The organism is Streptomyces phaeofaciens (genome assembly GCF_014648915.1).
GTDB classification, from domain to species: Bacteria; Actinomycetota; Actinomycetes; order Streptomycetales; family Streptomycetaceae; genus Streptomyces; species Streptomyces phaeofaciens.
Genome location: NZ_BMSA01000055.1, coordinates 1 through 24,296, shown reverse-complemented (window position 1 = coordinate 24,296; position 24,296 = coordinate 1). Strand labels below are relative to the sequence as shown.

General features: G+C 71.4%; 19 protein-coding genes and 1 pseudogene. 6 read left to right on the top strand and 14 right to left on the bottom strand.

The genetic code is table 11. The annotated features are described in order from the left end of the window. Positions 1-123: 123 nt before the first annotated feature. Positions 124-1,395 carry an ABC transporter substrate-binding protein gene (locus IE275_RS43920; RefSeq protein WP_189718310.1) on the bottom strand — a complete coding sequence of 424 codons (1,272 nt, stop codon included), beginning with the start codon at positions 1,393-1,395 and terminating at the stop codon, positions 124-126. A gap of 125 nt (positions 1,396-1,520) precedes the next feature. Here IE275_RS43920 and IE275_RS43915 point away from each other — a divergent pair, with 125 nt between their 5' ends. The 3 genes from IE275_RS43915 to IE275_RS43905 are packed head-to-tail and all read left to right on the top strand — an operon-like array spanning position 1,521 to position 5,338. Next, positions 1,521-2,036 (top strand): PadR family transcriptional regulator, encoded by a 516-nt coding sequence (locus IE275_RS43915; RefSeq protein ID WP_189718309.1) that lies wholly within the window; start codon positions 1,521-1,523, stop codon positions 2,034-2,036. Between the two features lie 17 nt (positions 2,037-2,053). Continuing rightward, a complete protein-coding gene (locus IE275_RS43910; RefSeq protein WP_189718318.1) occupies positions 2,054-2,830 on the top strand; it encodes an ABC transporter ATP-binding protein in 777 nt (258 codons plus the stop codon). Positions 2,831-2,881: 51 nt separating this feature from the next. Then, positions 2,882-5,338 (top strand): FtsX-like permease family protein, encoded by a 2,457-nt coding sequence (locus IE275_RS43905; protein WP_189718308.1) that lies wholly within the window; start codon positions 2,882-2,884, stop codon positions 5,336-5,338. Between the two features lie 15 nt (positions 5,339-5,353). Here the strand turns inward: IE275_RS43905 and IE275_RS43900 are convergent, their stop codons facing one another. The 13 genes from IE275_RS43900 to uvrC form a co-directional block, all read right to left on the bottom strand. Beyond that, the gene (locus IE275_RS43900) at positions 5,354-6,334 is read right to left on the bottom strand and encodes a hypothetical protein (protein ID WP_189718307.1); all 981 of its coding nucleotides are present in this window, start codon (positions 6,332-6,334) and stop codon (positions 5,354-5,356) included. Positions 6,335-6,390: 56 nt separating this feature from the next. Beyond that, complete coding sequence (gene pgi, locus IE275_RS43895; protein ID WP_189718306.1) at positions 6,391-8,046, bottom strand: glucose-6-phosphate isomerase; 1,656 nt, start codon at positions 8,044-8,046, stop codon at positions 6,391-6,393. A gap of 73 nt (positions 8,047-8,119) precedes the next feature. Continuing rightward, positions 8,120-9,379: an MFS transporter gene (locus IE275_RS43890; protein WP_268255367.1), complete on the bottom strand. Its 1,260-nt coding sequence runs from the start codon at positions 9,377-9,379 to the stop codon at positions 8,120-8,122. Positions 9,380-9,533: 154 nt separating this feature from the next. Next, positions 9,534-9,869 carry an RNA polymerase-binding protein RbpA gene (locus IE275_RS43885; RefSeq protein WP_010352468.1) on the bottom strand — a complete coding sequence of 112 codons (336 nt, stop codon included), beginning with the start codon at positions 9,867-9,869 and terminating at the stop codon, positions 9,534-9,536. A gap of 210 nt (positions 9,870-10,079) precedes the next feature. Then, positions 10,080-10,310, bottom strand: a complete 231-nt coding sequence (gene secG / locus IE275_RS43880) for a preprotein translocase subunit SecG (protein ID WP_189718317.1) — start codon at positions 10,308-10,310, stop codon at positions 10,080-10,082. A gap of 113 nt (positions 10,311-10,423) precedes the next feature. Then, positions 10,424-11,200 (bottom strand): triose-phosphate isomerase, encoded by a 777-nt coding sequence (gene tpiA, locus IE275_RS43875; RefSeq protein ID WP_189718304.1) that lies wholly within the window; start codon positions 11,198-11,200, stop codon positions 10,424-10,426. A gap of 5 nt (positions 11,201-11,205) precedes the next feature. Continuing rightward, the gene (locus IE275_RS43870; RefSeq protein ID WP_189718303.1) at positions 11,206-12,417 is read right to left on the bottom strand and encodes a phosphoglycerate kinase; all 1,212 of its coding nucleotides are present in this window, start codon (positions 12,415-12,417) and stop codon (positions 11,206-11,208) included. A gap of 133 nt (positions 12,418-12,550) precedes the next feature. Next, positions 12,551-13,561 (bottom strand): type I glyceraldehyde-3-phosphate dehydrogenase, encoded by a 1,011-nt coding sequence (gene gap / locus IE275_RS43865; RefSeq protein WP_189718302.1) that lies wholly within the window; start codon positions 13,559-13,561, stop codon positions 12,551-12,553. 227 nt (positions 13,562-13,788) lie between these two features. Beyond that, entirely contained in the window at positions 13,789-16,746 is a 2,958-nt protein-coding gene (locus IE275_RS43860) for a M14 family metallopeptidase (RefSeq protein ID WP_189718301.1), read from the bottom strand. Positions 16,747-16,892: 146 nt separating this feature from the next. Next, a complete protein-coding gene (gene whiA / locus IE275_RS43855; protein WP_189718300.1) occupies positions 16,893-17,882 on the bottom strand; it encodes a DNA-binding protein WhiA in 990 nt (329 codons plus the stop codon). Further along, positions 17,873-18,940, bottom strand: a complete 1,068-nt coding sequence (locus IE275_RS43850) for a gluconeogenesis factor YvcK family protein (RefSeq protein ID WP_189718299.1) — start codon at positions 18,938-18,940, stop codon at positions 17,873-17,875. The genes whiA and IE275_RS43850 overlap by 10 nt, the downstream gene beginning before the upstream one ends. Next, on the bottom strand, positions 18,937-20,067 hold the full coding sequence (rapZ, locus tag IE275_RS43845; protein ID WP_189718298.1) for an RNase adapter RapZ: 1,131 nt from the start codon (positions 20,065-20,067) through the stop codon (positions 18,937-18,939). The genes IE275_RS43850 and rapZ overlap by 4 nt, the downstream gene beginning before the upstream one ends. Then, positions 20,064-22,319 (bottom strand): excinuclease ABC subunit UvrC, encoded by a 2,256-nt coding sequence (gene uvrC / locus IE275_RS43840; protein WP_189718297.1) that lies wholly within the window; start codon positions 22,317-22,319, stop codon positions 20,064-20,066. Before uvrC ends, rapZ begins: the two co-directional genes overlap by 4 nt. 423 nt (positions 22,320-22,742) lie before the next feature. On the opposite strand from uvrC, the gene IE275_RS43835 reads away from it, so the two are divergent. From IE275_RS43835 to IE275_RS43825, 3 genes and pseudogenes are all read left to right on the top strand, one after another. Then, the gene (locus IE275_RS43835) at positions 22,743-23,705 is read left to right on the top strand and encodes a hypothetical protein (protein WP_189718296.1); all 963 of its coding nucleotides are present in this window, start codon (positions 22,743-22,745) and stop codon (positions 23,703-23,705) included. A 243-nt stretch (positions 23,706-23,948) separates the two neighbouring features. Next, positions 23,949-24,185 (top strand): hypothetical protein, encoded by a 237-nt coding sequence (locus IE275_RS47440; protein ID WP_373299392.1) that lies wholly within the window; start codon positions 23,949-23,951, stop codon positions 24,183-24,185. 13 nt (positions 24,186-24,198) lie between these two features. Then, positions 24,199-24,296 (top strand): annotated as a pseudogene (locus IE275_RS43825) (carbohydrate kinase); the annotation flags it as partial.

Genomic DNA, 24,296 nt, shown 5'->3' with positions numbered 1-24,296 from the left:
CGTGTCGCGGAGACGTCAAGGAAGAGGACGGAAGCTACTGAGGAGTCGGCCTTTTATATAGGGACTTATCCGGCCCAAAAGACCCAAGAAGAGACCTGGGCGTTACCTAACAAGTAACTAGAACTAGCAGGCGGCGAGGAGATCCAGCTCGCGCGCGAGGCGCCGCACCGCCGCCGCGGGCGTCTCGTGCCCCGTCATCGCGTCCCGCACGACCGCCTGCACCACCAGGCTGACCTGGTCGTAACAGGGGCTCTTGGGGCGCGGCGCGGCGGCGAGCACACTGGCGCGCAGGGTCGGCAGATACGGGAACGCCCGCACCAGCTCGGGATCTTCGTACAGCGCGGCACGGACGGGCGGCAGCGCGCCGCGGGTGAGGACCTGGCGCTGGACGGGCTCACTGGTCAGGTACGCGATCAGACGCGCGGCGGAGTCGGGATGCCGCGCACGGGTGCCGACGGCCAGGTTGGAGCCGCCGAGCACGCTCGTCCCCGGCCCGTCCGGACCCGGCAGCGGTACGGCGCCGATCCGGCCGGCCACGGGTGAGCCCTCGGCCGACGCGCCGACGTAGGCGTACGGCCAGTTCCGCAGGAAGAGCAGGCGGCCGTCCTGGAAGGCCTGCTTGGACTCCTCCTCCTTGTAGGCGAGGGCCTGCCGCGGGATCCAGCCCTCGCGCACACCGCGGGTGAGGAACTCGATGCCCTCGCGGGCGGCGCTGGAGTTCACGGTGACGCGTTCGCCCTCGTCGCCGAGGATCGTGCCGCCCGCCGAGTACACGGCCTCCGCGGCGTTGACGGTGAGGCCCTCGTAGGGCAGGAACTGGCCCGCGTAACCGTCGAGTCCGTATTTCGGGGCGACGGTCCGCGCGGCCCGCTCCAGCTCGGCCCAGGTGCGCGGCGGCGGAATGCCCTCCTCGGCGAGGATGTCCTTGCGGTAGATGAGCAGGCCCGCGTTGGTCACGTACGGCACGGCGTACAGCCGGCCGTCGTAGGTCGCGGTGTCGACGACCGGCGGCAGGAAGGTTCCCAGCGGGAAGCGGTCCGGCGGCAGCGGCCGGATCCAGCCCGCCGCGGCGAACTCCGAGGTCCAGCTGACGTCGATGTTGAGGAGGTCGAAGCGGCCGCCGTCGTCGTCGCGCAGGTCGGTGACCATCTGCGCGTGGGTCTCGTCGGCGGAGTCCGGCAGTTCGACGAGCGTGACCTTCTCACCGGGGTGCGTGCGGTTCCAGCCCTCCAGCAGAGGGCCGAGATAGCCGGTCAGGTCGCCCGCGGTGGCGAGGGTCAGCGGCCCGCGGCCGCCTGCCGCCCCGTCGTCGGCACGGGCGCCGGAGGCGACATAACCGGTCACGACCACGACAAGAACGAGGAGGCCCCTACCGGCGGCGTGTATCCACCGCATAGGTTCCTCCTTGCACACCGGCGCCGGTCGTCCTCGCCCGGCGTCAGGGGCCATGTATACCCGTTAGGTATGCGCGATACTAGGGCCTGCGGCACATTACCCAGGACGCGAGGAGGAGAGCACCAGTGCGGCTGCCCCTCCTGGCCCTGCTCGCCCGCGGCCCGGCCCATGGCTATGAACTCAAGCAGGACCTTGAGCAGATGCTGGGCTCCGCGTACCCTCAGCCGAACGTCGGCCAGATCTATGTGACCCTCGGCCGCCTCGAGAAGTCGGGACTGATCGAGGGCGAGGACGTCGAGCAGTCCAGCCGGCCCAACAAAAAGGTCTACCACCTCACCGATGCCGGGCGGGCGGCGCTGCGCGCCTGGTTCGAGGAGCCCGAGGACGAGCCGCGGGTACGGGACGAGTTCTTCATGAAACTGGCCCTCGCTCCGCGCACCGGACTCGCCGACCAGATCTCCCTCATCAACCAACAGCGGCGCCAGTACCTCAACACCATGCGCAGTCTGTCGAAGCTGGCCGCCGCCGAGAACCGGGACAACCGCATCGCCCACCTGCTGATAGAGGGCGCGATGCTGCACCTCCAGGCCGACCTGGACTGGCTGGAACGGTGCCAGGAAGAGCTGGAGGAGCTGGAGTGAGCGACCGTCCCGCTCCCGTGGCGCGCGCCGGGGACGCTCCCGGGCCGAGCGCCGGGAACCCGCCCGTCCTGCGCGCCGAGGGCCTGGTCAAGACGCACTACGGCGAGGGCGCCCCGGCGCATGCCGTCCGCGGGGTCGACCTGTCCGTGCGACGGGGCGAGTTCGTCGCCGTCACCGGCCCGTCCGGAGCCGGCAAGTCGACCCTGCTGCACCTGCTGGGCGGGCTTCAGCGACCCGACAGCGGCAGCATCTGGCTGGACGGCGCCTGCGCCGACGGCTACAGCGAGGCACGCTGGGCCGTGGAGCGCAGAAAGCGCATCGGGATCGTCTTCCAGTTCTTCAACCTGGTGTCGAACCTGTCGGTCGCCGACAACGTCGAGCTGCCGGCCCTGCTCGCCGGGGTAGCGCCCAGGCGGGCCCGGACCGAGCGGGCGGAACTGCTGGCCGAGCTGGGGCTGGCGGGCAAGGAGCGGAGCATGCCGGGCGAGCTGTCCGGCGGCGAGCAGCAGCGGGTCGCCCTGGCCCGCGCGCTGGTCAACCATCCGCCGCTGCTGCTCGCCGACGAGCCCGCGGGCAGCCTCGACAGCAAGGGCACCCGCGAGGTGATGCGGCTGCTGTCCCGCTTCCACCAGCGCGGCCAGACGATCGTGCTGGTCACCCATGACGCCCGGCTGGCGAGCGCCGCGGACCGGGTGATCAGCTTCTTCGACGGCCGGATCGCCGACGACGCCGCACTCGACGGCACACCTCCGCGCGCCGCCGGCATATCCGGTGTGCTGGAACTCAGGGACTGACATGCGGCTGGACGACCGTCACGCCCCGTGCGGGCCGAGAGGCTGAGGCCCGTGCGAGCCACCCTGCGCTGGGCCCACTCCGATCTGCGCGCACACCGCGGCGAGGCGCTGTTCCTGGTGCTCGCCACCGCCGGCATCGTCGCCTCGCTGCTGCTCGCCACGGCGCTCTTCGGATACGCCACCAACCCCTGGCAACGCGTCTTCACGCAGGCGCGCGGCGCCCATGTGTGGCTCCACACCGGCCCCGGCGCGCAGACGCAGAAGCTGGCCGGGCTCGACGGCGTCCAGTCCGTCGCCGGCCCCTACCCGACCGCCTCCGCCACCCTCGCCTCCCGCGGCGCCCGGGCCTCCGTCGAGCTGCGCGGCACCCCGCGGCGGCCCGCCGTCGGCGCCCCGCTGATCACCGCCGGGCACTGGCTCGACCCCGCCGCCCCCGACGGCGTCGTCCTGGAGAGCCGCCTCGCCCGTGCCCTGCTGGCCGGCCCCGGCGACACCCTCACCCTGCCCGGCACCTCCCGCTCCCTGACCGTCCTGGGGGTGGCCGACAGCGCCGAGCCGCGCTACCGGCCGGGCGAGCGGCCGGGCCTCGTCTGGGCGCTCCCGTCCGCCGTGCCCGATCCGGGCGGCCAGGTGATCGGCCTGCGTCTGACGCACCCCGACGACACCGGCTACGCCGTGCAGCGGGCCGTCACCGTGCTGGGCGCGGGCGCGGTCGGCGAGGTCTCCACCTGGCAGCAGGCGCGCGCCGAGGCACAGGGCGACAACCGGCTGCTCGGACAGGTGCTGGGCCTGTTCGGGCTCGGCGCGCTGGTGGCCGCCGGGCTCGCCGTGCACGGGGCGATCGGCACCCGCATCCGCGGCCATCTGCGGGACATCTCCGTCCTGAAGGCGATCGGCTTCACGCCCGGCCAGGTCGTCCGTGTCTTCCTGCTCCAGCACATCGCCTACGCGCTGCTGGGCGCCACGGCCGCCGCGGCGCTCGCTCAACTGCTGGGCCGCCGGATACCCGGCCGCCTCGGCGACGCGGTCGGCGTGTGGCAGGGGCTGCCCGGACACACGGTGGCGCTGTTCGCGGTGCCGGTCGGCGCCGTGCTGTTCATCGCGGCGACCACCGGGCTCGCGGCCTGGCGGGCGGGCCGGGTCCCTCCGGTTCCGGTCCCCCGGCCCGCGGCGGCGCCCCACGGCGGACTGCTGCGGAGCGCGGTGCGCCGGATCGTCGGACCGCGCCCCTCGTCACCGCCCGCCGGGAGGACGCCCGAGGCTCCGGGCCTCCGGCCCTCGCCGGCGGCCGCGCACCCGGCCGACGCGGCCCACTCCGCCCTCGCGCCACGGCCCGCCACGCGCCCCCGGCCCTCCGGGCAGCTGTCCGGTGCGGCGCGACGGGCGCTCGCGAGCGGGGTGCCGCCCGCGCTGGTGCTGGGCTGGCACCAGGCGTTCACCCGGCGTCCGCGCGCGTTCGCCACGATCGTCCGGCTCGCGCTGCCGCTGCTGCTGATCGTGGTGGCGATGAGCGCCTGGACCACCATCGACCGATTCCACAGCAGTCCCGAGCGGATCGGGCTGCCGGCCGCGCTGACCGTGCACACGGACGCCGGCCTGGACGAACGGGACGCCCGCGCGCTGCTGGAACGCGACCCGCAGGTCGCCGCCGCCTATCCCGGCGTCGAGGTGGCGGCCCTGGTCCCCGGCCAGACGGCCACGATCGCCCTGCGCGGCCTCGGCACCCGCCAGGACCCCTACCCGTACACCCTGGCCGAGGGCCGCGCCGCCCGCGCCGCGGACGAGGCGGTGGCCGGACAGGGCCTCCTCGACCTCCTGGACGTGCGGGTCGGCGCCTGGGTGCGGATGACGGTGGGCGAGCAGCCGCAGATCCTGCACATCGTGGGCCGCAGCATCGAACCGGAGAACGCCGGCCGGGTCATCTCCACCTCGCTCGACACGCTCCGCGAGAACGACCCGAAGCTCACCTCCACCCTCCACCAGGTACGGCTGCGGCCGGGCGCCGACCCGGGCGAGGTCGCGGCCCGGCTGACCACCGCCGGGCAGGGACACCTGGACGTGCACCGCGTGACCAACCCGGCGGACGGGCTCTCGCCGCTGCGCGCGGTCGTGGCCGGCGTGATCGTCGTCCTCGCCCTCATCGGGCTCATCGAGCTGCTGACCGCGATCGGCGGCACCGTGCGCGAGAGCGAGCGGGACCTGATCGCCCTCAAGGCCATCGGGCTGTCCCCGCGCCAGATCACCGCGATCACCGTGACCGCCACGGCCGGTACCGCCCTGGCCGCCGTCCTGCTCGGCACCGTGCTGGGGGTGCCCCTGGCGCACTGGCTGATCGACGCGCAGGGCAGGTCGAGCGGTATCGGCGCCGGGACGGCGGCGGGCCCGCCCGCGGCTCTGCTGGTGCTGTTCGCGGCCGCCGCGGTCCTGGGAGCGGCCGCGCTCGCCGCCCTGCCCGCGGCGCGGGCGGCCCGGCGGCGGCTCGCGGACACCCTGAGCGCGGTGACCTGACCCGAGGGCCGCCCGTCAGCCTCCGTAGGGGTTGCCCGGACGCGTGGTGTACGGCGGCTGCGGGTGGTACGGCGGACGCGGGTCGTACGGGTGGTGCGGGCCCGGTCCGTAGGGAGCGCCCGGCACGGGCGGCTGGGGAGCGCCGTGCGGATGCGCGTAGGGGTTGCCCTGCGGCGGCACGAAGCCGTTCGGCGTGTACGGCGGCATGTACGGCGGCGGGGGCGGCGCGGTCGGCTGCGCCGGCGGCCGGAGCGGCGGGAGCGAGGCCGGGTGGGCCGCCAGGCGGATGCCGTAGCGCTGCTTGAGCCGACGGGTCTCCAGCAGGGAGATCGCCGTGACCGTCACCGGCGCGCCCAGGATGAAGAGGATGCCGAGGGTGAGGCTCAGGCCGTGCAGGTCGCCGGTGATGAGGTCGGGGATGGCCATCAGCCAGGTCGTCACGGTGGCCAGCAGCGGCGGCAGACAGCGGTGCACGGCGGCCGTGCCGAAGAAGTTCCCGGTGAGCCGGAAGGCACCGGCCATCACGAAGACCGCCATCCACAGGCCCGCGAGGCTGAGGACGAGCTTCGAGAGCACACCGAACGTGTCGCCGAGCGTGAAGAGCAGCACGGTCGCCAGGACCGAGCCGATGAAGAGCAGCAGCAGCTTGAGCGAGTTGAGGAGCGACTCCTTCAGCTGCCGTACGGTACCGCCGCGCCGCCAGACGAAGAGCATCACGCCGACCGTGAACGGCGTGAGGAAGAACAGGACGACCGAGGCGGTCACCGCGTTGTCCAGCATCTCGTCGAAGGCGAAGCCGCCCTGGACGAAGGAGTAGACGCCGAGGGCCGCGACCGCACCGGCGATCACCCGGATCTTCTTGAGCTGGTCCACCGTCGGATCCAGCGACTGCGGGATCCACGACGGGTGGAACACCGCCCGCGCCACATGATGAGGCTTCAGGAACGAGCGGGCGGTGAGCGTGCCGCCGGTCCAACTCCTGCTTGTGCGTATCACCTTGAGCTCCCCCGAGCGATCGTGTTCATGATCGCCCGGGAGTCTACAAGAACAGCTCAGTTCCGGCCGCGGAGTTCCCGGTAGGTGGCGACCAGGGCCTTGGTGGAGGCGTCGAGGCCGGGCACCTCGGCACCCTCGGTCAGCGCCGGCTCGACCCGCTTGGCGAGGACCTTGCCGAGCTCCACACCCCACTGGTCGAAGGAGTCGATGTTCCACACCGCGCCCTGGACGAACACCTTGTGCTCGTAGAGGGCGATGAGCTGGCCGAGGACCGACGGGGTCAGCTCACGGGCGAGGACGGTGGTCGTGGGGTGGTTGCCCAGAAACGTCTTGTGGGCGACCAGCTCCGGCGGCACACCCTCCGCACGGACCTCCTCGGGCGTCTTGCCGAAGGCCAGGGCCTGGGTCTGGGCGAAGAAGTTCGCCATCAGCAGGTCGTGCTGCGCCGCGAGTTCGCCGCTCAGCTCGGCGACCGGCCGGGCGAAGCCGATGAAGTCGGCCGGGATCAGCTTGGTGCCCTGGTGGATCAACTGGTAGTAGGCGTGCTGCCCGTTGGTGCCCGGGGTGCCCCAGACGATCGGGCCGGTCTGCCAGTCGACCTCCTTGCCGTCGCGGCCGACGTACTTGCCGTTGGACTCCATGTCGAGCTGCTGGAGGTAGGCGGCGAACTTGGACAGGTAGTGGCTGTAGGGCAGCACGGCGTGCGACTGGGCGTCGTGGAAGTTGCCGTACCAGATGCCCAGCAGGCCCAGCAGCAGCGGGACGTTGGACTCGGCGGGGGCCGTCCGGAAGTGCTCGTCGACCGTCCGGAAGCCGTCGAGCATCTCCCGGAAGCGGTCGGGGCCGATGGCGATCATCAGGGAGAGGCCGATCGCCGAGTCGTAGGAGTAGCGGCCGCCGACCCAGTCCCAGAACTCGAACATGTTGGCCGTGTCGATACCGAAGTCCGCGACCTTCTCGGTGTTCGTCGAGAGCGCCACGAAGTGCCGGGCGACGGCCGCCTCTCCCCCGTCAAGGGCGTTCAGCAGCCAGGTGCGGGCCGAGGTGGCGTTGGTGATCGTCTCGATGGTGGTGAAGGTCTTCGACGCGATGATGAACAGCGTCTCGGCCGGGTCCAGGTCGCGGACCGCCTCGTGCAGGTCGGCGCCGTCCACGTTCGACACGAAGCGGACGGTGAGGTCGCGGTCCGTGTAGCTGCGCAGCACCTCGTAGGCCATGGCCGGGCCCAGGTCGGAGCCGCCGATGCCGATGTTGACCACGTTCCTGATGCGCCGGCCGGTGTGTCCGGTCCAGGCGCCGGAGCGGACCCGGTCGGCGAAGCCGGCCATCTTGTCGAGGACGGCGTGCACCGCGGGGACCACGTTCTCCCCGTCGACCTCGATCACCGCGTCGCGCGGGGCACGCAGGGCGGTGTGCAGCACCGCGCGGTCCTCGGTGGTGTTGATCTTCTCGCCGCGGAACATGGCGTCCCGCAGGCCGAAGACATCGGTGGCGACGGCCAGCTCGCGCAGCAGCCGCAGCGTCTCGTCGGTGACGAGGTGCTTGGAGTAGTCGATGTGCAGGTCACCGACCCGCAACGTGTATCCGCTGCCGCGCCCGGGGTCGGCGGCGAACAGCTCGCGCAACCGCACCTCGCCGAGTTCCTCGCGGTGCTTGGCCAGAGCGGTCCACTCGGGCGTCTGATTGAGCCTCGTACGGACGTCTGCGTTCATGTCGGACTTCAGCCTTCTTTCGTGCGCCTGTCCTGCTGTGTACCTGCCCCGCTGCCGGTCCCAACCTAGTTGATCAGCGCGCCGGGTGACCTGTCGTGGCGTCGGCGTGCGGTGCAACAACAGGTACGTCCGGGCGGCGCGCGGGTATCAGTGCGGCGACGGCCAGGACGAAGAATCCGGCCGTGAGCAGCGGCGGGGTGTTGAGGCCCCAGGCGCCGGCGGCGGCCCCGCCCAGCAGGGCCCCCAGGGGCACCCCGGCGTTGGCCAGCGTCCGGAAGGCCGAACTCACCCGGCCGAGCAGTTCGACGGGACTGCGCTGCTGCATCAGGGTCGTGGTGTTGACGTTCCACACCATGCCCATGACGCCGAAGACGGCGAGGGCGGCGACCAGGGCGGCCAGGCTGCGGACGGTCCCCATGACGACGAGGGCCCCGGTCTGCACCGCGCCGGCCAGGAGCACGGCTCGGACGGGGCCGAGCCGGCGCACGAGCCGGCCGTTGACCACTCCCCCGGCGAGGCTCCCGAGGGTGACGGCGGTGCCCGCCGCCGCGTAGCCCGCGGGGCCCGCGTCCAGCCAGCCGGTGACCAGGACGACCAGTGTGGCGAGCTGGGCGCCCATGCCGATGTTGCACAGGGCCGTGGCGGCGCAGAGCCCTCGCAGCGGGCCGTCCCGCCACAGAAGGCGCAGGCCCTCCGCGATCTCGCGGCGCAGGGTGCTGCCCGCCGCTCTCGGCTCCCGCTCGGGCGCGGTGGTGCGCAGCGAGGACACCAGCGCGGCCGCCAGCAGGAAGGTCGCCGCGTCGACGGCGAAGGGGACGGCGGCCCCGGCGGCGATGAGGAGCGGGACGACCGGCGCGCCCACCAGCCCGCCGGCGATCCGCTGCCCGGTCATCAGCCGGGCGTTCGCGCTGCCCAGCCGGTCCCGGTCGACCAGGGCGGGCAGCAGGGCCGTGGAGGCGTTGTCGAACAGGGTCTGGAGCGTGGTCAGGGCGAAGGCCAGCACGATCAGCAGGGTGATCGAGGCGTGGCCGAGGGCGACGGCCACCGCGAAACCCGCGACGAGGAGTCCGCGTGTCGCGTCCACCGCGCCCATGGCGCGCCGCTGGTCCACGCGGTCGGCGACGGCTCCGCCGAGCAGCCCGAAGACGATCCACGGCAGATAGCCGCAGGCGGTGACCGAGGCGATCAGCAGCGGGTCGTGGGTCAGCGAGACGGCCAGCAGCGGCAGGGCCGCCGCCCGCAGGGCGTCACCGAAGCTGGACAGCACGGCGGCACTCCACAGCCGTCCGAAGCCCCCACGCCACGCCGGCGCACGCCCGTCCCCCGTCACGATCCCCCCCTCGCGGCCCGCCGGTTCACCGCGAACGCGGGAACCCACAGGAAAAACCGTAGAGGAGACCACTGACAATCGGTCCGGCGACGGCCGGCCACGACGGACGAAACAGGTCCGGCCGGGCGTCTTGTGGACGCCCGGCCGGCCTCAACTCCTAGATCTCGCCCCGCAGTTTGGCGAGCGCCTCGGCGAGGATCGCCTCGCCGTCCGCGTCGCTGCGGCGCTCCCGCACATAGGCGAGGTGGGTCTTGTAGGGCTCGGTGCGGGGCGGGGCCGGGGGGTTGTCCCGGTCCTGTCCGGCAGGGAAGCCGCAGCGCGGGCAGTCCCAGGTGTCGGGGACCTGCGCGTCGCTGGCGAAGCTGGGCTGCGTCTCGTGCCCGTTGGAGCACCAGAAGGAGATGCGCAGACGGGGCGCGGACTCGCCCCGCTCGGCCTCGCCCATCGGCCCCGCCCCGACCCGGCTTCCTCGGATCGCGTTGCCACTTGCCACGGTCGTAACTCCCTGCGTGATGGTGCCGCAAAGCGAGTCGGCGTTTCGCTTCACTGCGAGCGCCTCAGTCTACGTAAGGCCCAACGCGCGTCCAGTGATTGGAGTTACAGCTCCCGCACCTAGACGCAAGCCCCATGATAGGCCGCGCTCAGCTGCGCGTACCGAACATGGGGCCTTACGTACGGATTGTGCGTGCCTGTGAGAGGCTGATCAGCTGTTCGTCTTCATCAGGATGCCGAGGACGATGATGCATGCGAACCAGAGCAGACCGATCACCACGGTGATGCGGTCGAGGTTGCGCTCGGCGACCGAGGAGCCGCCGACGGACGACTGCATGCCGCCACCGAACATGTCGGAGAGACCGCCGCCCTTCCCCTTGTGCATCAGCACCAGCAGCATCAGCAGCAGGCTGAAGACGATCAGGGCGATCGAGAACCCCAAAACCACGGCTGGACCAACTTCCTCGGATTCGGATAACGACGGGGGCACAGCACCAGGGCTGTGCCCCCGCAAGGGTACGACGGATCGGGCTTACCGCCTACTCGCGGCCCGACTCACTGGTCGCGGAAGCGCACGATCTTGACGAACTCGTCGGCGTCCAGCGAGGCGCCGCCGACCAGCGCGCCGTCGATGTCGGCCTGCGCCATGATCTCGGCGACGTTGCCGGCCTTCACCGAACCGCCGTACTGGATGCGGACCGCGTCGGCCAGCTCCTGCGAGTACAGCTCGGCGATCTTGCCGCGGATGGCGGCGCAGACCTCCTGCGCGTCGCCCGCGCCGCAGACCTTGCCGGTGCCGATGGCCCACACGGGCTCGTAGGCGATCACGACGGTCTCGGCCTGCTCGGCCGGGAGGTCCTTCAGGCCGCCCTCGACCTGGGCGAGGGTGTGGGAGACGTGGTTGCCCGCCTCGCGGACCTCCAGCTCCTCGCCGACGCACAGGATCGGCGTGATGCCGTGCTTGAAGGCGGCCTTGACCTTGGCGTTGACCAGCTCGTCGGTCTCGGCGTGGTACTGGCGGCGCTCGGAGTGGCCGACCGCCACGTAGGCGCACTTCAGCTTGGCCAGCATCGGGCCGGAGATCTCACCGGTGTAGGCGCCGGTGTCGTGGGCCGAGATGTCCTGGGCGCCGTACTTGATGGCGAGCTTGTCGCCCTCGACCAGGGTCTGCACGGAGCGCAGGTCGGTGAAGGGCGGCAGGACGGCGACCTCGACGGCCTCGTAGTCCTTGTCGGACAGGGCGAAAGCGAGCTTCTGGGTGTGGGCGATGGCCTCGAGGTGGTTGAGGTTCATCTTCCAGTTGCCCGCCATCAGCGGTGTGCGGGTGCTCATCGGGGTCAGCCTTCCAGTGCGGCGAGGCCGGGGAGCGTCTTGCCCTCGAGGTATTCGAGGGAGGCGCCGCCACCGGTCGAGATGTGGCCGAATGCGTTCTCGTCGAAGCCCAGGATGCGGACCGCCGCGGCGGAGTCGCCGCCGCCGACGACCGTGAAGGCCGGGGAGTCGATGAGGGCCTGGGCGACCGCTTTGGTGCCCTCGGCGTAGTCGGGGTGTTCGAAGACGCCCATGGGGCCGTTCCAGAAGACGGTGGCCGCGTCGGCGAGCTTCGAGGCGTAGAGCTTGCGGGTCTCGGGACCGATGTCCAGGCCCAGCTGATCGGCGGGGATGGCGTCCGCGGCGACGGTGTTCGGGTTCGCCGGCGCCTTGGTCTTCAGGTCCGGGAACTCGGTGGAGGTCAGCACGTCGACGGGGAGGATCAGCTCGACGCCGTTCTTCTCCGCCCGCTCGATGTACTCCTGGACGACCGGGAGCTGGTCCTCCTGAAGGAGGGAGGTGCCGACCTCGTACCCCTTGGCCTTCAGGAAGGTGAACAGCATGCCGCCGCCGATGAGGAGGCGGTCAGCCTTGCCCAGCAGCTGGTCGATGACGGCGAGCTTGTCGGAGACCTTGGAGCCGCCGAGGGCGACGACGTAGGGCCGCTCGACGTCCTCGGTGAGCTTCTTCAGGACGCCGACCTCGGTGGCGATGAGGTAGCCGGCGGCGTGCGGCAGACGGGCCGGGAGGTCGAAGACCGAGGCGTGCTTGCGGTGCACCGCGCCGAAGCCGTCACCGACGTAGAGGTCGGCGAGTTCGGCGAGCTGGTCGGCGAAGGTGCCGCGCTCGACGTCGTCCTTGGCGGTCTCGCCGGCGTTGAAGCGCAGGTTCTCGATGACGGCGACCTGGCCGTCGGCGAGGCCCGCCACGGTCTCCCGGGCGGAGTCGCCGACCGTGTCGGTCGCGAAGGCCACGGCGGAGCCGAGCAGTTCACCGAGGCGGGCGGCCGCGGGCGCGAGGGAGAACGCCGGGTCCGGGACGCCCTTGGGGCGGCCTAGGTGGGAGGCGACGACCACCCGGGCGCCCGCGTCCGCGAGGGCCTTGACGGTCGGCAGGACGGCGCGGATCCGGCCGTCGTCGGTGATGGTGGTGCCGTCCAGCGGCACGTTGAGGTCGGCGCGGACGAAGACCCGTCGGCCGGCCACGCCTGCGGCGAGAAGTTCGTCGATCGTCTTCATGAAGGGGACTCCCGAGGGCTGGTGATGCACCGTGATCGTAGACAGGGCCGTTCTGCACGTGACACAGGGCCCGGGCGGCGCGTCCTTGCGCTGCCCGAGCCCTGCTGTCACATCGAGGTGCCTGATCCGGCGATCAGAGCTGGCCGCCGACGAACTCCGTCAGGTCGACGAGGCGGTTGGAGTAGCCCCACTCGTTGTCGTACCAGCCGAGGATCTTCACCGTGTTGCCCTCCTGGACCATGGTCAGGGAGGAGTCGAAGGTGCAGGAGGCCGGGTCGCTGACGATGTCCGAGGAGACGATCTCGTCCTCGGTGTAGGCCAGGTAGCCCTTGAGGTCGCCGTCCTCGGAGGCCTTCTTGAACGCGGCGTTGACCTCGTCCTTGGTGACCTCGCGCTGCAGCGTGACGACCAGGTCGGTCGCCGAGCCGGTCGGGACCGGGACGCGCATCGCGATGCCGTCCAGCTTGCCCTTGAGCTGCGGCAGGACCAGGGCGGTGGCCTTCGCGGCACCCGTCGTGGTCGGGATGATGTTCTCGGCGGCGGCGCGGGCGCGACGCAGGTCCGAGTGCGGGAAGTCCAGGATGCGCTGGTCGTTGGTGTACGCGTGGACCGTCGTCATCAGACCCTTGACGATGCCGAAGTTCTCGTCGAGGACCTTGGCCATCGGCGCCACACAGTTGGTGGTGCAGGAGGCGTTGGAGATGACGTGATGGTTCGCCGGGTCGTACTTGTCCTGGTTGACGCCCATCACGATGGTGATGTCCTCGTCCTTGGCCGGAGCCGAGATGAGGACCTTCTTGGCGCCGCCGGCGAGGTGCTTCTCGGCGTCGGCCTTCTTCGTGAAGATGCCGGTCGACTCGATCACGATGTCGACGCCCAGCGCGCCCCACGGGATGTCCGCGGGGTTGCGCTCGGAGAGAACCTTGATCGTCTTGCCGTCCACGGTGATCGTGTCGGCGGTGTGGGAGACCTCGTGCTTGAGGCGGCCCAGGATGGTGTCGTACTTCAGCAAGTGCGCGGTGGTCGCGGTGTCACCCAGGTCGTTGACAGCCACGATCTCGATGTCAGCACCCTGCTCCAGCAGCGCGCGGAAGTAGTTACGACCGATGCGGCCAAAGCCGTTGATGCCTACGCGGATCGTCACGAACCGATCTCCTCGTTGGTACGCCGGCCATGCGGTGCCGGCGAGCTGTATTTGGGATGTCCCCGACCACCCCCGACCCTACCTCTCCGGGAGCCCCGTGGTGACATCGACTTCGCCCATACACGGCATGGCGGTCCGTACCCGCCAGTAGGGGTACGGACCGCCCTGGCCGGAGGCCTCTGACGGCCGATTTCGTCACGGTCCGTCAGAGACCTTTCACCCGTGCGTCACTGATCAAGTGATGCGAGGGCCTTTCCGATGAGCGTTTTGCGGTCGGCCGCCGAGGTGACGTGCTCCAGGCCGAAGCCCAGCAGCACGGTGTCGTCGGTGGTGACCGCGCCGTAGGTCTGGAAGAGCGCTCCGGTGCGCGTCCAGTCCTTCAGGACGGCCGGACTGCCGGCGGGCGGGCCGCCGGCCTTCCAGACGCCCAGTGACGTCTCGAAGCCCTCGGTCTGGCCGGCCGTGCCGCCGACGACCAGCGAGGCCTCGTCGGCGAGGACGCCGTGTCCGCCGGAGCCGGGGTCGGTGACATAGGCGATCGAGATCTCGACCTGCTTGCCCGCGTAGGCGCTCAGGTCGAAGTTCACCTGCTGCCAGCCGCTGGAGGCGCCGGTGAGCGCGTTCCAGGAGCCGGTGGTGCCGGTCGCCGTGCAGGCGTTCGCACCGAGGGTCAGATAGTGCGCGAGCCACGGGTGCTCGCCGAGGTAGAAGCCCGCCCCGCACTCCTCCGGTACGGCGGTGCCGGTGGCGCCGCCCGCCTCGGGCAGCGTGGTCCAGTCGTCGCCGCCGACAGTGTGGGCCTCGACGATCGCGTTGTCGTAGCCGGGCTCGGTGTCCCACAGCAGCTGGGTGCGCAGGGCCGGCCGGTCGGCGGCGGTGACACCGGTGAGGTCGACCGTGCGGGTGAGGCGCTTGTAGGCGTCGTCGGTGTGCACGGCGGCGGCCATGTACGAGCCCGCGTACGGGCCGTACGGGTTGACCGTCCCCGCGAACTGTCCCCCGCCCGCGCTGGCGAACTGGGGATACCGGGCGGCCGGCAGCTCGTCCGAGGTGACACCGTAGGTGCCGGCCCGGTCCAGCGGGTTGCCGGTGGCGGCGCCGAGAGCCCCGCTGAAGCCGCCGAACTCACCGGAACCGGTGAAGCCGGTGGCGCCGGGGGTCGACGTACGGGAGTAGGCGCCCAGGTAGTACTGGCTGAAGTCGTTCGACGGGGTGCCGTCGCCGAGGTCGACGTTGCCGCCGGCCAGTTCGCCCGCCTCGATCAGCTTGCCGCCCTCGTTGAGGAAGGCGCGCAGTTCGAGCTGGGTCGGGTTGCCGGGGACGCTCGCGCCCGTGTAGTGGACGACCGTCCCGAAGTGGCCGAGCACGCCGAGCGCGTCGGGCACGCCCTGGGTGGCGACGTCCCAGACGAGCACCTTGCGGCCGTTGGCCTTCAGCGCGTCGACGTAGACCTGCGCCTGGGTGGCCGTCGCGCCCTCCTCGGCGACGACGAGGGTGTCGGCCTTGGGCCGCGCGGCGACGGTGTAGGTGAAGCGCTGACTGGAGACCTTCTTGCCGGCCCTGGTCTCCCCGGTGAACCACACCTCGACCTTGTCGCCCGGCTCGCCGTCGCGCACCTTGGCCCGGTACTCGTCGAAGTAGAGGTTGTCCTCGCCGCCGTAGGTCTCGCCGCCCTTCCAGGCCTTGAGCGCCTGGTCGTGGGTGCGGCCGCCGTTGACGCGGTACTTCAGCTCCTTGTCCCGGATCGCCTTGCGTACGACGACGGAGACCTCCTGGTCCGCGCCGCGCGCGTACGACGTGGTGAACGGCGCCGGGGTGAAGTCCGCGGCGGTCAGGCCGACCGAGGACTTCGGCTGGTCGGGCCGGGCCGCGGACTCCGCGACGGAGAGCGCGAACGGGACGTTCTTGGCGAACTCGTCCTGGATCAGCTGCTCGTCGTCCGGGAAGTTGAAGACCGACTGGCAGTCGGCGGCGTTCCACTCGTCGTTCGGGTCGATGCCCGACGCGGTCTGGCAGGTCGACATCTCCGGGGTGAACATCGCCGTGCCGTTGACGTTCGCCGCGTGGCCGTCCGCCTCGCCGTTGGTGGTGTACAGCTCCGAGGAGACCTGGGGGTGGTAGCCCGGGATCGCGGAGTTGTCGGGAGTGCCCGCGAGCGCCTTGTAGAGGACGTCGTCCGGGGTGTCGGTGGCGACCTGCCAGCCGACGCCGTAGAGGAGGAGTTCGGCGGCGGAGTGGTAGTTGATGCCGTACGTGAAGCCGATCCGCTCCTCGAACGCGTCCAGGGCCCGGGTCTCGGGCTCGGAGCCGGGGCTCGCGCCGCGGTAGGTCTGGCTGGTGGGGTTGGGGGACGATCCCTCGTCGTCGTAGCCCCACTTGTAGGGGAAGTTGCGGTTGAGGTCGACGCCGTCGCCGGTGGAGATCACTCCGTCGCCGTTGACGTCCCGCAGGTTCTTGCGCCACAGGCGGTTGTCGGTGCTCTCGAAGGTGTAGTCGTAGCCGTCGGGGTTGGCCGACAGGACGAACCACAGCTCGGTGGAGTCGACGATCTTCTTGATGCGCTGATCGGTCTTGTAGTTGTCCAGATAGTGGTGGAGCAGCCGCCGGGTCATCTCCGGGGTGATCCACTCGCGCGCGTGCTGGTTGGACATGTAGAGCACGGAGGGCTTGGAGCCGTCCTTCGACTTCTTCGCGTCCTTGGTCAGCTTGACCGCGAGGATGTCCTGCCCCTTGGTCGTCTTCCCGATGGACACGACCTTGGTGAGGCCCGGGTTCTGCTGACCGGTGCGGAGGATCTCCTCCTTCAGGCCGCCGCTGCCGCTGTAGGGGCGGAACACCCCGTCGGCGGCCGACTCGACGCGGTTCTCGGCCTTGGCGGTGAGGGTGTGCTCGGTGAGCTCGACCCCCTGCTTCTCCAGCTTCTGCGCCTGCTGGTCGGTGAGGTAGACCTCGACGGTGGCGGAGCCCTTCTCGGGCGCCTGCTCGCTGAGTTCGTGACCGTCCTGACCGGCCGCCAGCAGCAGGGGTACCTGCTTCTTGGTGACCTCGGCGCGGAAGACCTTCACCTCGTCCGCGTCGGACGTCGGGTCCGGGCTGCCGTTCTGTGCCTGGGCGATGGGTGCGAGGCTCGCTCCGCCGATCAGGAGCGCGCCGACAGCGAGGATCGATCTCGCTCTGTGTCTCATGAACCCCCCTAGCAGTGGTCCGCCACTTCCGGCGAACAGATGTCAGGCTCGTGACAGTTCATGATCGAGTCAAGGGTGCCTCAAGGGCAGACAAACACTGCCGCGGTAGCCCAATCGGACTACCGCGGCAGCAAGGTGACGATCCCTCAGCCGACCAGGTTGTCGGCCAGCTCCTCGGAGAGGTTGGCGTCCGTGCCCGGGATACCCAGGTCGGAGGCACGCTTGTCGGCCATCGCCAGCAGCCGGCGGATCCGCCCGGCGACGGCGTCCTTGGTGAGCGGCGGGTCGGCGAGCGCGCCCAGCTCCTCCAGGGAGGCCTGCTTGTGCTCCATGCGCAGCCGGCCGGCGGCCGCGAGGTGCTCGGGCACCTCGTCCGCGAGGATCTCCAGGGCACGCTGGACGCGGGCCCCGGCGGCGACGGCCGCGCGGGCCGAGCGGCGCAGGTTGGCGTCGTCGAAGTTGGCGAGACGGTTCGCCGTGGCCCGCACCTCGCGGCGCATCCGGCGCTCCTCCCAGGCCAGCACCGACTCATGGGCGCCGAGGCGGGTGAGCAGCGCGCCGATCGCGTCGCCGTCGCGTACGACGACCCGGTCCACGCCGCGGACCTCGCGGGCCTTCGCGGCGATCGACAGCCGACGCGCGGCGCCGACCAGCGCGAGCGCGGCCTCGGGACCCGGGCAGGTCACCTCCAGGGAGGAGGAGCGGCCGGGCTCGGTGAGCGAGCCGTGCGCCAGGAAAGCCCCGCGCCAGGCCGCCTCCGCGTCGCAGGTGGCACCGGAGACCACCTGCGGGGGCAGGCCGCGGATCGGACGGCCCCGGCCGTCGACCAGTCCCGTCTGCCGGGCCAGCTGGTCACCGCCGGCGACCACCCGGACGACGTAGCGCGAGCCACGGCGCAGGCCGCCGGGCGCCATCACGATCAGCTCCGAGCTGTGGCCGAAGATCTCCAGGATGTCCCGCTTGAGCCGGCGGGCCGCCATCGCCGTGTCCAGCTCCGCCTCGATCACGATGCGACCGCTCACCAGGTGAAGGCCGCCGGCGAACCGCAGGATGGCGGAGACCTCCGCCTTTCTGCAGCAGGTCCGGGTGACGGGGAGCCGGGAGATCTCGTCCTTCACCGCTGCCGTCATCGCCATGGGCCGATCCTTCCATGCATCCGAAAAATACGGTCGTACGCGGCGGCGAGGAGCTCCGGGTCGTGCCGGGGCGTTCCGTCGGTCCGGGCCACCGTCGCCAGCTCGACCGCGGCCCCGAACCGTTGGGCGGCGTCGGTCAGGGAGTCCCGGTCGGGCACGGCGGCCTCGTCGGCCAGCACCACGTCCAGGGCGAGTTTAGGGGCGTGTCGTCCCAAAACCTCCAAATGACGCTGCGGGGAGAAGCCTTCGGTTTCTCCCGGTTGCGGCGCGAGGTTCAGCGAGAGTACCCGGCGGGCCTTGGTCTCCATGAGGGCGTCCAGCAGCTCGGGCACGAGCAGGTGCGGGATGACCGAGGAGAACCACGAGCCGGGGCCCAGGACCACCCAGTCCGCGTCGAGAACGGCCTCGACCGCCTCGGGGACGGCGGGCGGGTCGTGCGGCACCAGGTGCACCGACTGCACCTCCCCCGGGGTGAGCGCCACGGTCGCCTGCCCGCGCACGGTGTCCACGTCCTCGGGCCGCCGCGGGTCGTGCCCCTTGACCAGGGCCTGGAGCTCCAGCGGTACGGCGGACATGGGCAGCACCCGGCCGTGCGCGCCCAGCAGCTTGCCGACCAGGTCCAGGGCCTGGACATGGTCGCCGAGCTGTTCCCACAGGGCAACGATCAGCAGGTTGCCGACCGCGTGGCCGTTGATCTCGCCCTGGGACTGGAAGCGGTGCTGGATGACACGGGACCAGGTCTGGCCCCAGTCGTCGTCGCCGCACAGCGCGGCCAGGGCCTTGCGCAGGTCGCCGGGCGGGAGCACACCGAGCTCGTCCCTGAGGCGGCCGCTGGAGCCGCCGTCGTCGGCGACCGTGACGACGCCGGTGAGGTCACCGGTGATCCGGCGCAGCGCGGTGAGCGAGGCGGACAGGCCCATGCCGCCGCCGAGCGCGACGACCTTGGGCTGGGTGCCGCGGCGGCGCGGTCTGGCGCCCCGGGCCTCGACCGGCCGGCTCGCCCGTCCCTCGGGCGGCATCCTGCGCAGCCGGCCCAGTCGCGGAGAACGTCCTGTCATTCCCGTCCCATGTCCCGGTGCACGACCACCGTCTCCACGCCCTCGGCCGCGAGACGCGCGGCGAGCTTCTCCGACATCGCGACCGAACGGTGCTTGCCGCCCGTACAGCCGACCGCGATGGTCACATACCGCTTGCCCTCCCGGCGGTAGCCCGCGGCAACCAGCTGGAGGAGCTCCGCGTACCGGTCGAGGAACTCCTTCGCACCGGGCTGGTTGAGGACGTACGCCGAGACCTCCTCGTTGAGGCCGGTGTAGGGGCGCAGCTCCGGGACCCAGTGCGGGTTGGGCAGGAAGCGCATGTCCACGACCAGGTCGGCGTCGACCGGGAGGCCGTACTTGAAGCCGAAGGACATGACGGTGGCCCGCAGCTCGGGCTCCTCCTCGCCGGCGAACTGGGCGTCCATCTTGGCGCGCAGCTCGTGCACGTTGAGGCTGGAGGTGTCGATCACCAGGTCGGCGTCGCCGCGCAGCTCGCGCAGCAGCTCGCGCTCGGCGGCGATGCCGTCGACGATCCGGCCGTCTCCCTGAAGCGGGTGCGGGCGGCGCACGGACTCGAAGCGGCGGACCAGGGCGTCGTCGGAGGACTCCAGGAAGACGATCCGGCGGGTGACGTGCTTCGACTCCAGGTCGGCGAGGGACTCGCGGAGGTTGTCGAAGAAGCGCCGGCCGCGGACGTCGACGACGACCGCGATCCGCGCCACATTGCCCTGGGAGCGGGCGCCCAGCTCCACCATGGTGGGGATCAGGGCGGGCGGGAGGTTGTCGACCACGAACCAGCCGAGGTCCTCCAGGCACTTCGCGGCCGTCGAACGGCCGGCCCCGGACATGCCGGAGATGATCACCAGCTCGGGGATCGCCGCCTCGGGGATCTTGGGCGGCGCGTTGTCCGTACTCACCTGTGCTCCGTCTTCGTGGCGTGCGTCCTGCTCGGCGCCGTCGGGGACTGTGTCGGACCCCGCGGGGTCCGTGGGGCCTGCGGGGCCCGTGGTGCTTGCGGGGCCCGTGGTGCTTGCGGGGCCCGTGGGGGGCTGGGGGCGATTCTCGCCCGGCTCGCTGTGCGCCTGCTGGGCTGCCGCCCCGGGCGCCTGATCTCGCTCGTCCGTGGGGTGTGCTTCGTGTTCGGTCATGTCTCCTGCCCCCGTCGTTCTTCCGGAGCGCCCGCCGGGACGGGTTCTCCGGGGGAACCCGCCGTCGTGTCGGGCTCCTCGTCATCAATGATCTCTCCGGTCGCCGTGTTCACGGCGGGGGCGGGCGGTGCCGCCTGGGCGAGGGTCACGGCAATGGTCTCAGCCGTCTTGCGGCCTATGCCCGGGACCTCGCAGATCTGCTCGATCGTCGCGGCCCGCAGCTTCTTCACCGAGCCGAAGTGCTTGATCAGCGCCTGCTTGCGGGTCTCGCCGAGACCCGGTACGTCGTCCAGCGGGCCGGCGCGGAACCGCTTGGCCCGCTTGGTGCGCTGGTAGGTGATCGCGAAACGGTGGGCCTCGTCACGGACCCGCTGGAGCAGATAGAGGCCCTCGCTGGTGCGGGGCAGGACGACCGGGTCGTCGTCGTGCGGCAGCCAGACCTCCTCCAGGCGCTTGGCGAGACCGCACACGGCGATGTCGTCGATACCCAGTTCGTCCAGGGCCCGCCGGGCGGCCGCGACCTGCGGCTGCCCGCCGTCGACGACGACGAGCTGGGGCGGGTAGGCGAAGCGCTTGGGACGGCCGTCGTCGTCCTTCAGCTCCTTGCCGAGGCCGGCCAGGGCCTTGTCGAGGCCTCCCGGGTCCCGGCCGAGGTCCCCGGTCTCCTGGCCGGGCTCCGGAGACGGGCCCGGCTCCGGAGACTGGCCGGGCTCCGGATTCCGGCCGAGGCCTCCGGGCTCCTGGCCGAGAGCTCCGGGCTCCTGGCCGAGAGCTCCGGGCTCCTGGCCGAGAGCTCCGGGCTCCTGGCCGAGCTCGCCGTTCGGCTCCTCGTCCACCCACTCCCCCGTGCGCTCCTTCTCGGCGAGGTAGCGCTTGAAGCGGCGGGTGATCACCTCGTGCATGGAGCGGACGTCGTCCTGGCCCTCGAAGCCCTTGATCTGGAAGCGGCGGTACTCGCTCTTGCGGGCCAGGCCGTCCTCGAAGACGACCATGGAGGCCACGACGTCGTCCCCCTGGAGATGGGAGATGTCGTAGCACTCGATCCGCAGGGGCGCGCTGTCCAGGTCGAGGGCGTCGGCGATCTCCTCCAGGGCCCGCGAACGGGTGGTGAGATCGGAGGCCCGCCTGGTCTTGTGCAGGACGAGGGACTGCTGTGCGTTGCGCTCCACGGTCTCCATCAGGGCCCGCTTGTCACCGCGCTGCGGGACCCGCAGCGACACACCGGAGCCGCGGCGGCCGGTGAGCCACTCCTGGACGGGCTCCACCGGGTCGGGCAGGGCCGGGACCAGGACCTCCTTGGGCACGGCATCCCCGGTCTCCTCGCCGTAGAGCTGCTGGAGGGCGTGCTCGACGAGGGCACCGGTGGTGATCTCCTCGACCTTGTCGGTGACCCAGCCGCGCTGGCCGCGCACCCGGCCGCCGCGGACGTGGAAGATCTGGACGGCCGCCTCCAGCTCGTCCTCGGCGACCGCGATCAGGTCGGCGTCGGTCGCGTCGGCGAGCACGACCGCGCTCTTCTCCATGGCCTTCTTCAGGGCCCCGATGTCGTCGCGCAGGCGGGCGGCCCGCTCGTACTCCATCTCCTCGGCCGCCTCCATCATCTGGCTCTCCAGACGGCGGAGGTAGGTACCGGTGCGGCCGGCCATGAAGTCGCAGAAATCGTCAGCCAGTTCGCGGTGGTCCTCGGCGGGGATCCGGCCTACGCAGGGCGCGGAGCACTTGCCGATGTAGCCGAGGAGGCAGGGCCGGCCGGTGCGGGCGGCGTTCTTGAAGACGCCGGCGGAGCAGGTACGGACCGGGAAGACGCGCAGCAGGAGGTCGACGGTGTCACGGATCGCCCACGCGTGGGCGTACGGCCCGAAGTAGCGGACGCCCTTCTTCTTGTGGCCGCGCATCACCTGGACGCGCGGGTACTCCTCGTTCATCGTCACCGCGAGGTACGGGTAACTCTTGTCGTCGCGGTACTTCACGTTGAACCGCGGGTCGTACTCCTTGATCCAGGAGTACTCCAGCTGGAGCGCCTCGACCTCCGTGGACACGACCGTCCACTCCACCGACGCGGCGGTGGTGACCATCGAGCGGGTGCGCGGATGCAGCCCCGCCAGGTCCTGGAAGTAGTTCGCCAGGCGCTGGCGCAGGCTCTTCGCCTTTCCGACGTAGATCACCCGGCGGTGCTCGTCGCGGAATCGGTACACCCCGGGGGAGTCCGGGATCTGTCCCGGCTTGGGGCGGTAGCTGGAGGGGTCGGCCATGTCTCACACCCTACTGGCGCGGAGTGACACTCCGGCGGGGCCTGTGGACAACCGCAGGGAGTGTCCGCCTGGCCTGTGGACAACCCGGCCGACGGATCGGGATCGTCCTCTTCCGCGGCAGGCTTGCGGCGGCGCCGGCCGTCACGGGCCGTCACGGGCTCCGAGCTGTCCATGAGCCGTCCGCGAGCCGTGCGCGAGCCTGCGGATCACCCTCGGGGGGCGAGCCCGGCACACCGGCCGGGCGCATGTGCCACTCGGGCATCAGGTGTTGTCGGGACTTGGTCAACACGCTTCAATGCGGGGGAACTCGGGGCACTGAAGGACGCCGTACGGATGTGAAGGAGGCCTGGCGTCACGGGGAGGCCCCGTTCCTTGCGCGACGGTCCGACCAGCCGTCGCGAGCATTCACAGAGAGGCCCCTGCATGCCGCACGCCACACAGCACGCGGACGCCGCGGACGACGTTGTCGCGGGACTGGACACGGTCCTGCGGGGCGGACCGTTCCATGTCGCGCTGCGTGCCGCGATCGCCGCCCGTGGACTGCCGCTCCAGCGTGTCCAGCACCATCTGTCACGTCACGGGGTCAAAGTCGGTGTCACCAGTCTGAGCTACTGGCAGCAGGGCGCCCGGCGACCCCAGCGGCCCGAGTCGCTGCGCGCCGTCCGTGCTCTGGAGGAGATCCTGCACCTGCCGGACGAGTCCCTGATCCGGCTGCTCGCGGACACCGAGGGACGGGACACGGAGCCCTCCAGGCGGCCCGCGAGCCGGTCCTACCGCTCCCTCCTGGAGGCGGGCGACGCCCTCGAACGCCTGCATGCCGAACTGGAGTGCCCGCCCGACGACGGGCTGCACACCCTGGGCCACCACGAGCGGGTCCGCATCGGGGGCCGCCGCGAGCTGCTGGGCCGCGAGTCGCAGCACATCGTGCGCGCCCACCGCGACGGCGTCGACCGCTTCGTGGCCGTCCACCACGGCGACCCCGGCTGTGCACCCGAACGGATGATCGTGCACGCCCTGGAGAACTGCCGTGCGGGCCGGATCCGCCGGCACGACGACACCGGCGTCCTCGTGGCCGAGCTGCTCTTCGACACCCGGCTGCGGGCAGGCGACACCTTCCTGTTCCGCTACGCCGTCGAGGACGGCACCGCCGGCGCCTCCCGCGAGTACGTCCGCGGATTCGGGGCGGCGGGCGGCCAGTACGCCCTGCAGGTCCGCTTCGACGGGAGTGCGCTGCCGCTGCGCTGCCACCGCTTCACCCAGCACTCTCCGGCGGCCCCCCGCGGTGGCCGCCAGGAACTCCCCCTCAGCGACCACCACCGCTCGGTGCACCTCGTCGAGCCCCGGGTGCGGTCGGGGATGGTGGGGATCGGGTGGGAGTGGGAGTGATGGGAGGGGTGGCGAAGGTGGGAGCGGGAGGGGTGGCAGAGGTGGCGGGAGCGGCGAACGCCTCCTAGGCGCGCGTGGGTCGCTCGTCTGTGCGGTGCGGTGGAGCGCCGTGTGGTGCCGTGCAGCGCCGCGTGGTGCCGTGTGGTGCGCGTAAAGGCTTGCCCATGCTTTTACGCGCACCGGCGCATGGGATAGCTTCCGGGCCGGGTTCCGGTTCCGGCAGGCCGCCCGAGGAAGGGAGCAGTGACGACCATCACTCGCTCCCTGGTCACCTCCCGCACCCGCTCCATCGGGCTCGCGGTCCCGACGGTCGGCAACCCGTACGTCGCCCGGGCGGAACTGTTCTCGCCGCGTCTCGCCGCGCCCGACCACCCGGCCCGGACCGTCCGGCCCCCCTGCGCCTTCGTCCACCGCACCTACTGCGGCTGCCCGACCGGCCCCCTCCGCGTCCGTCAGTCACCGCTTCCACGCCGTCCGTGAAAGGAACTGTCTCGTGATCGTCGTCGCCGGTGAGGCCCTCATCGATCTGGTGCCGCAGGGCACGGGTGCCCTGGCACCCCTGCGGCCCGCGCTCGGCGGCGGGCCCTACAA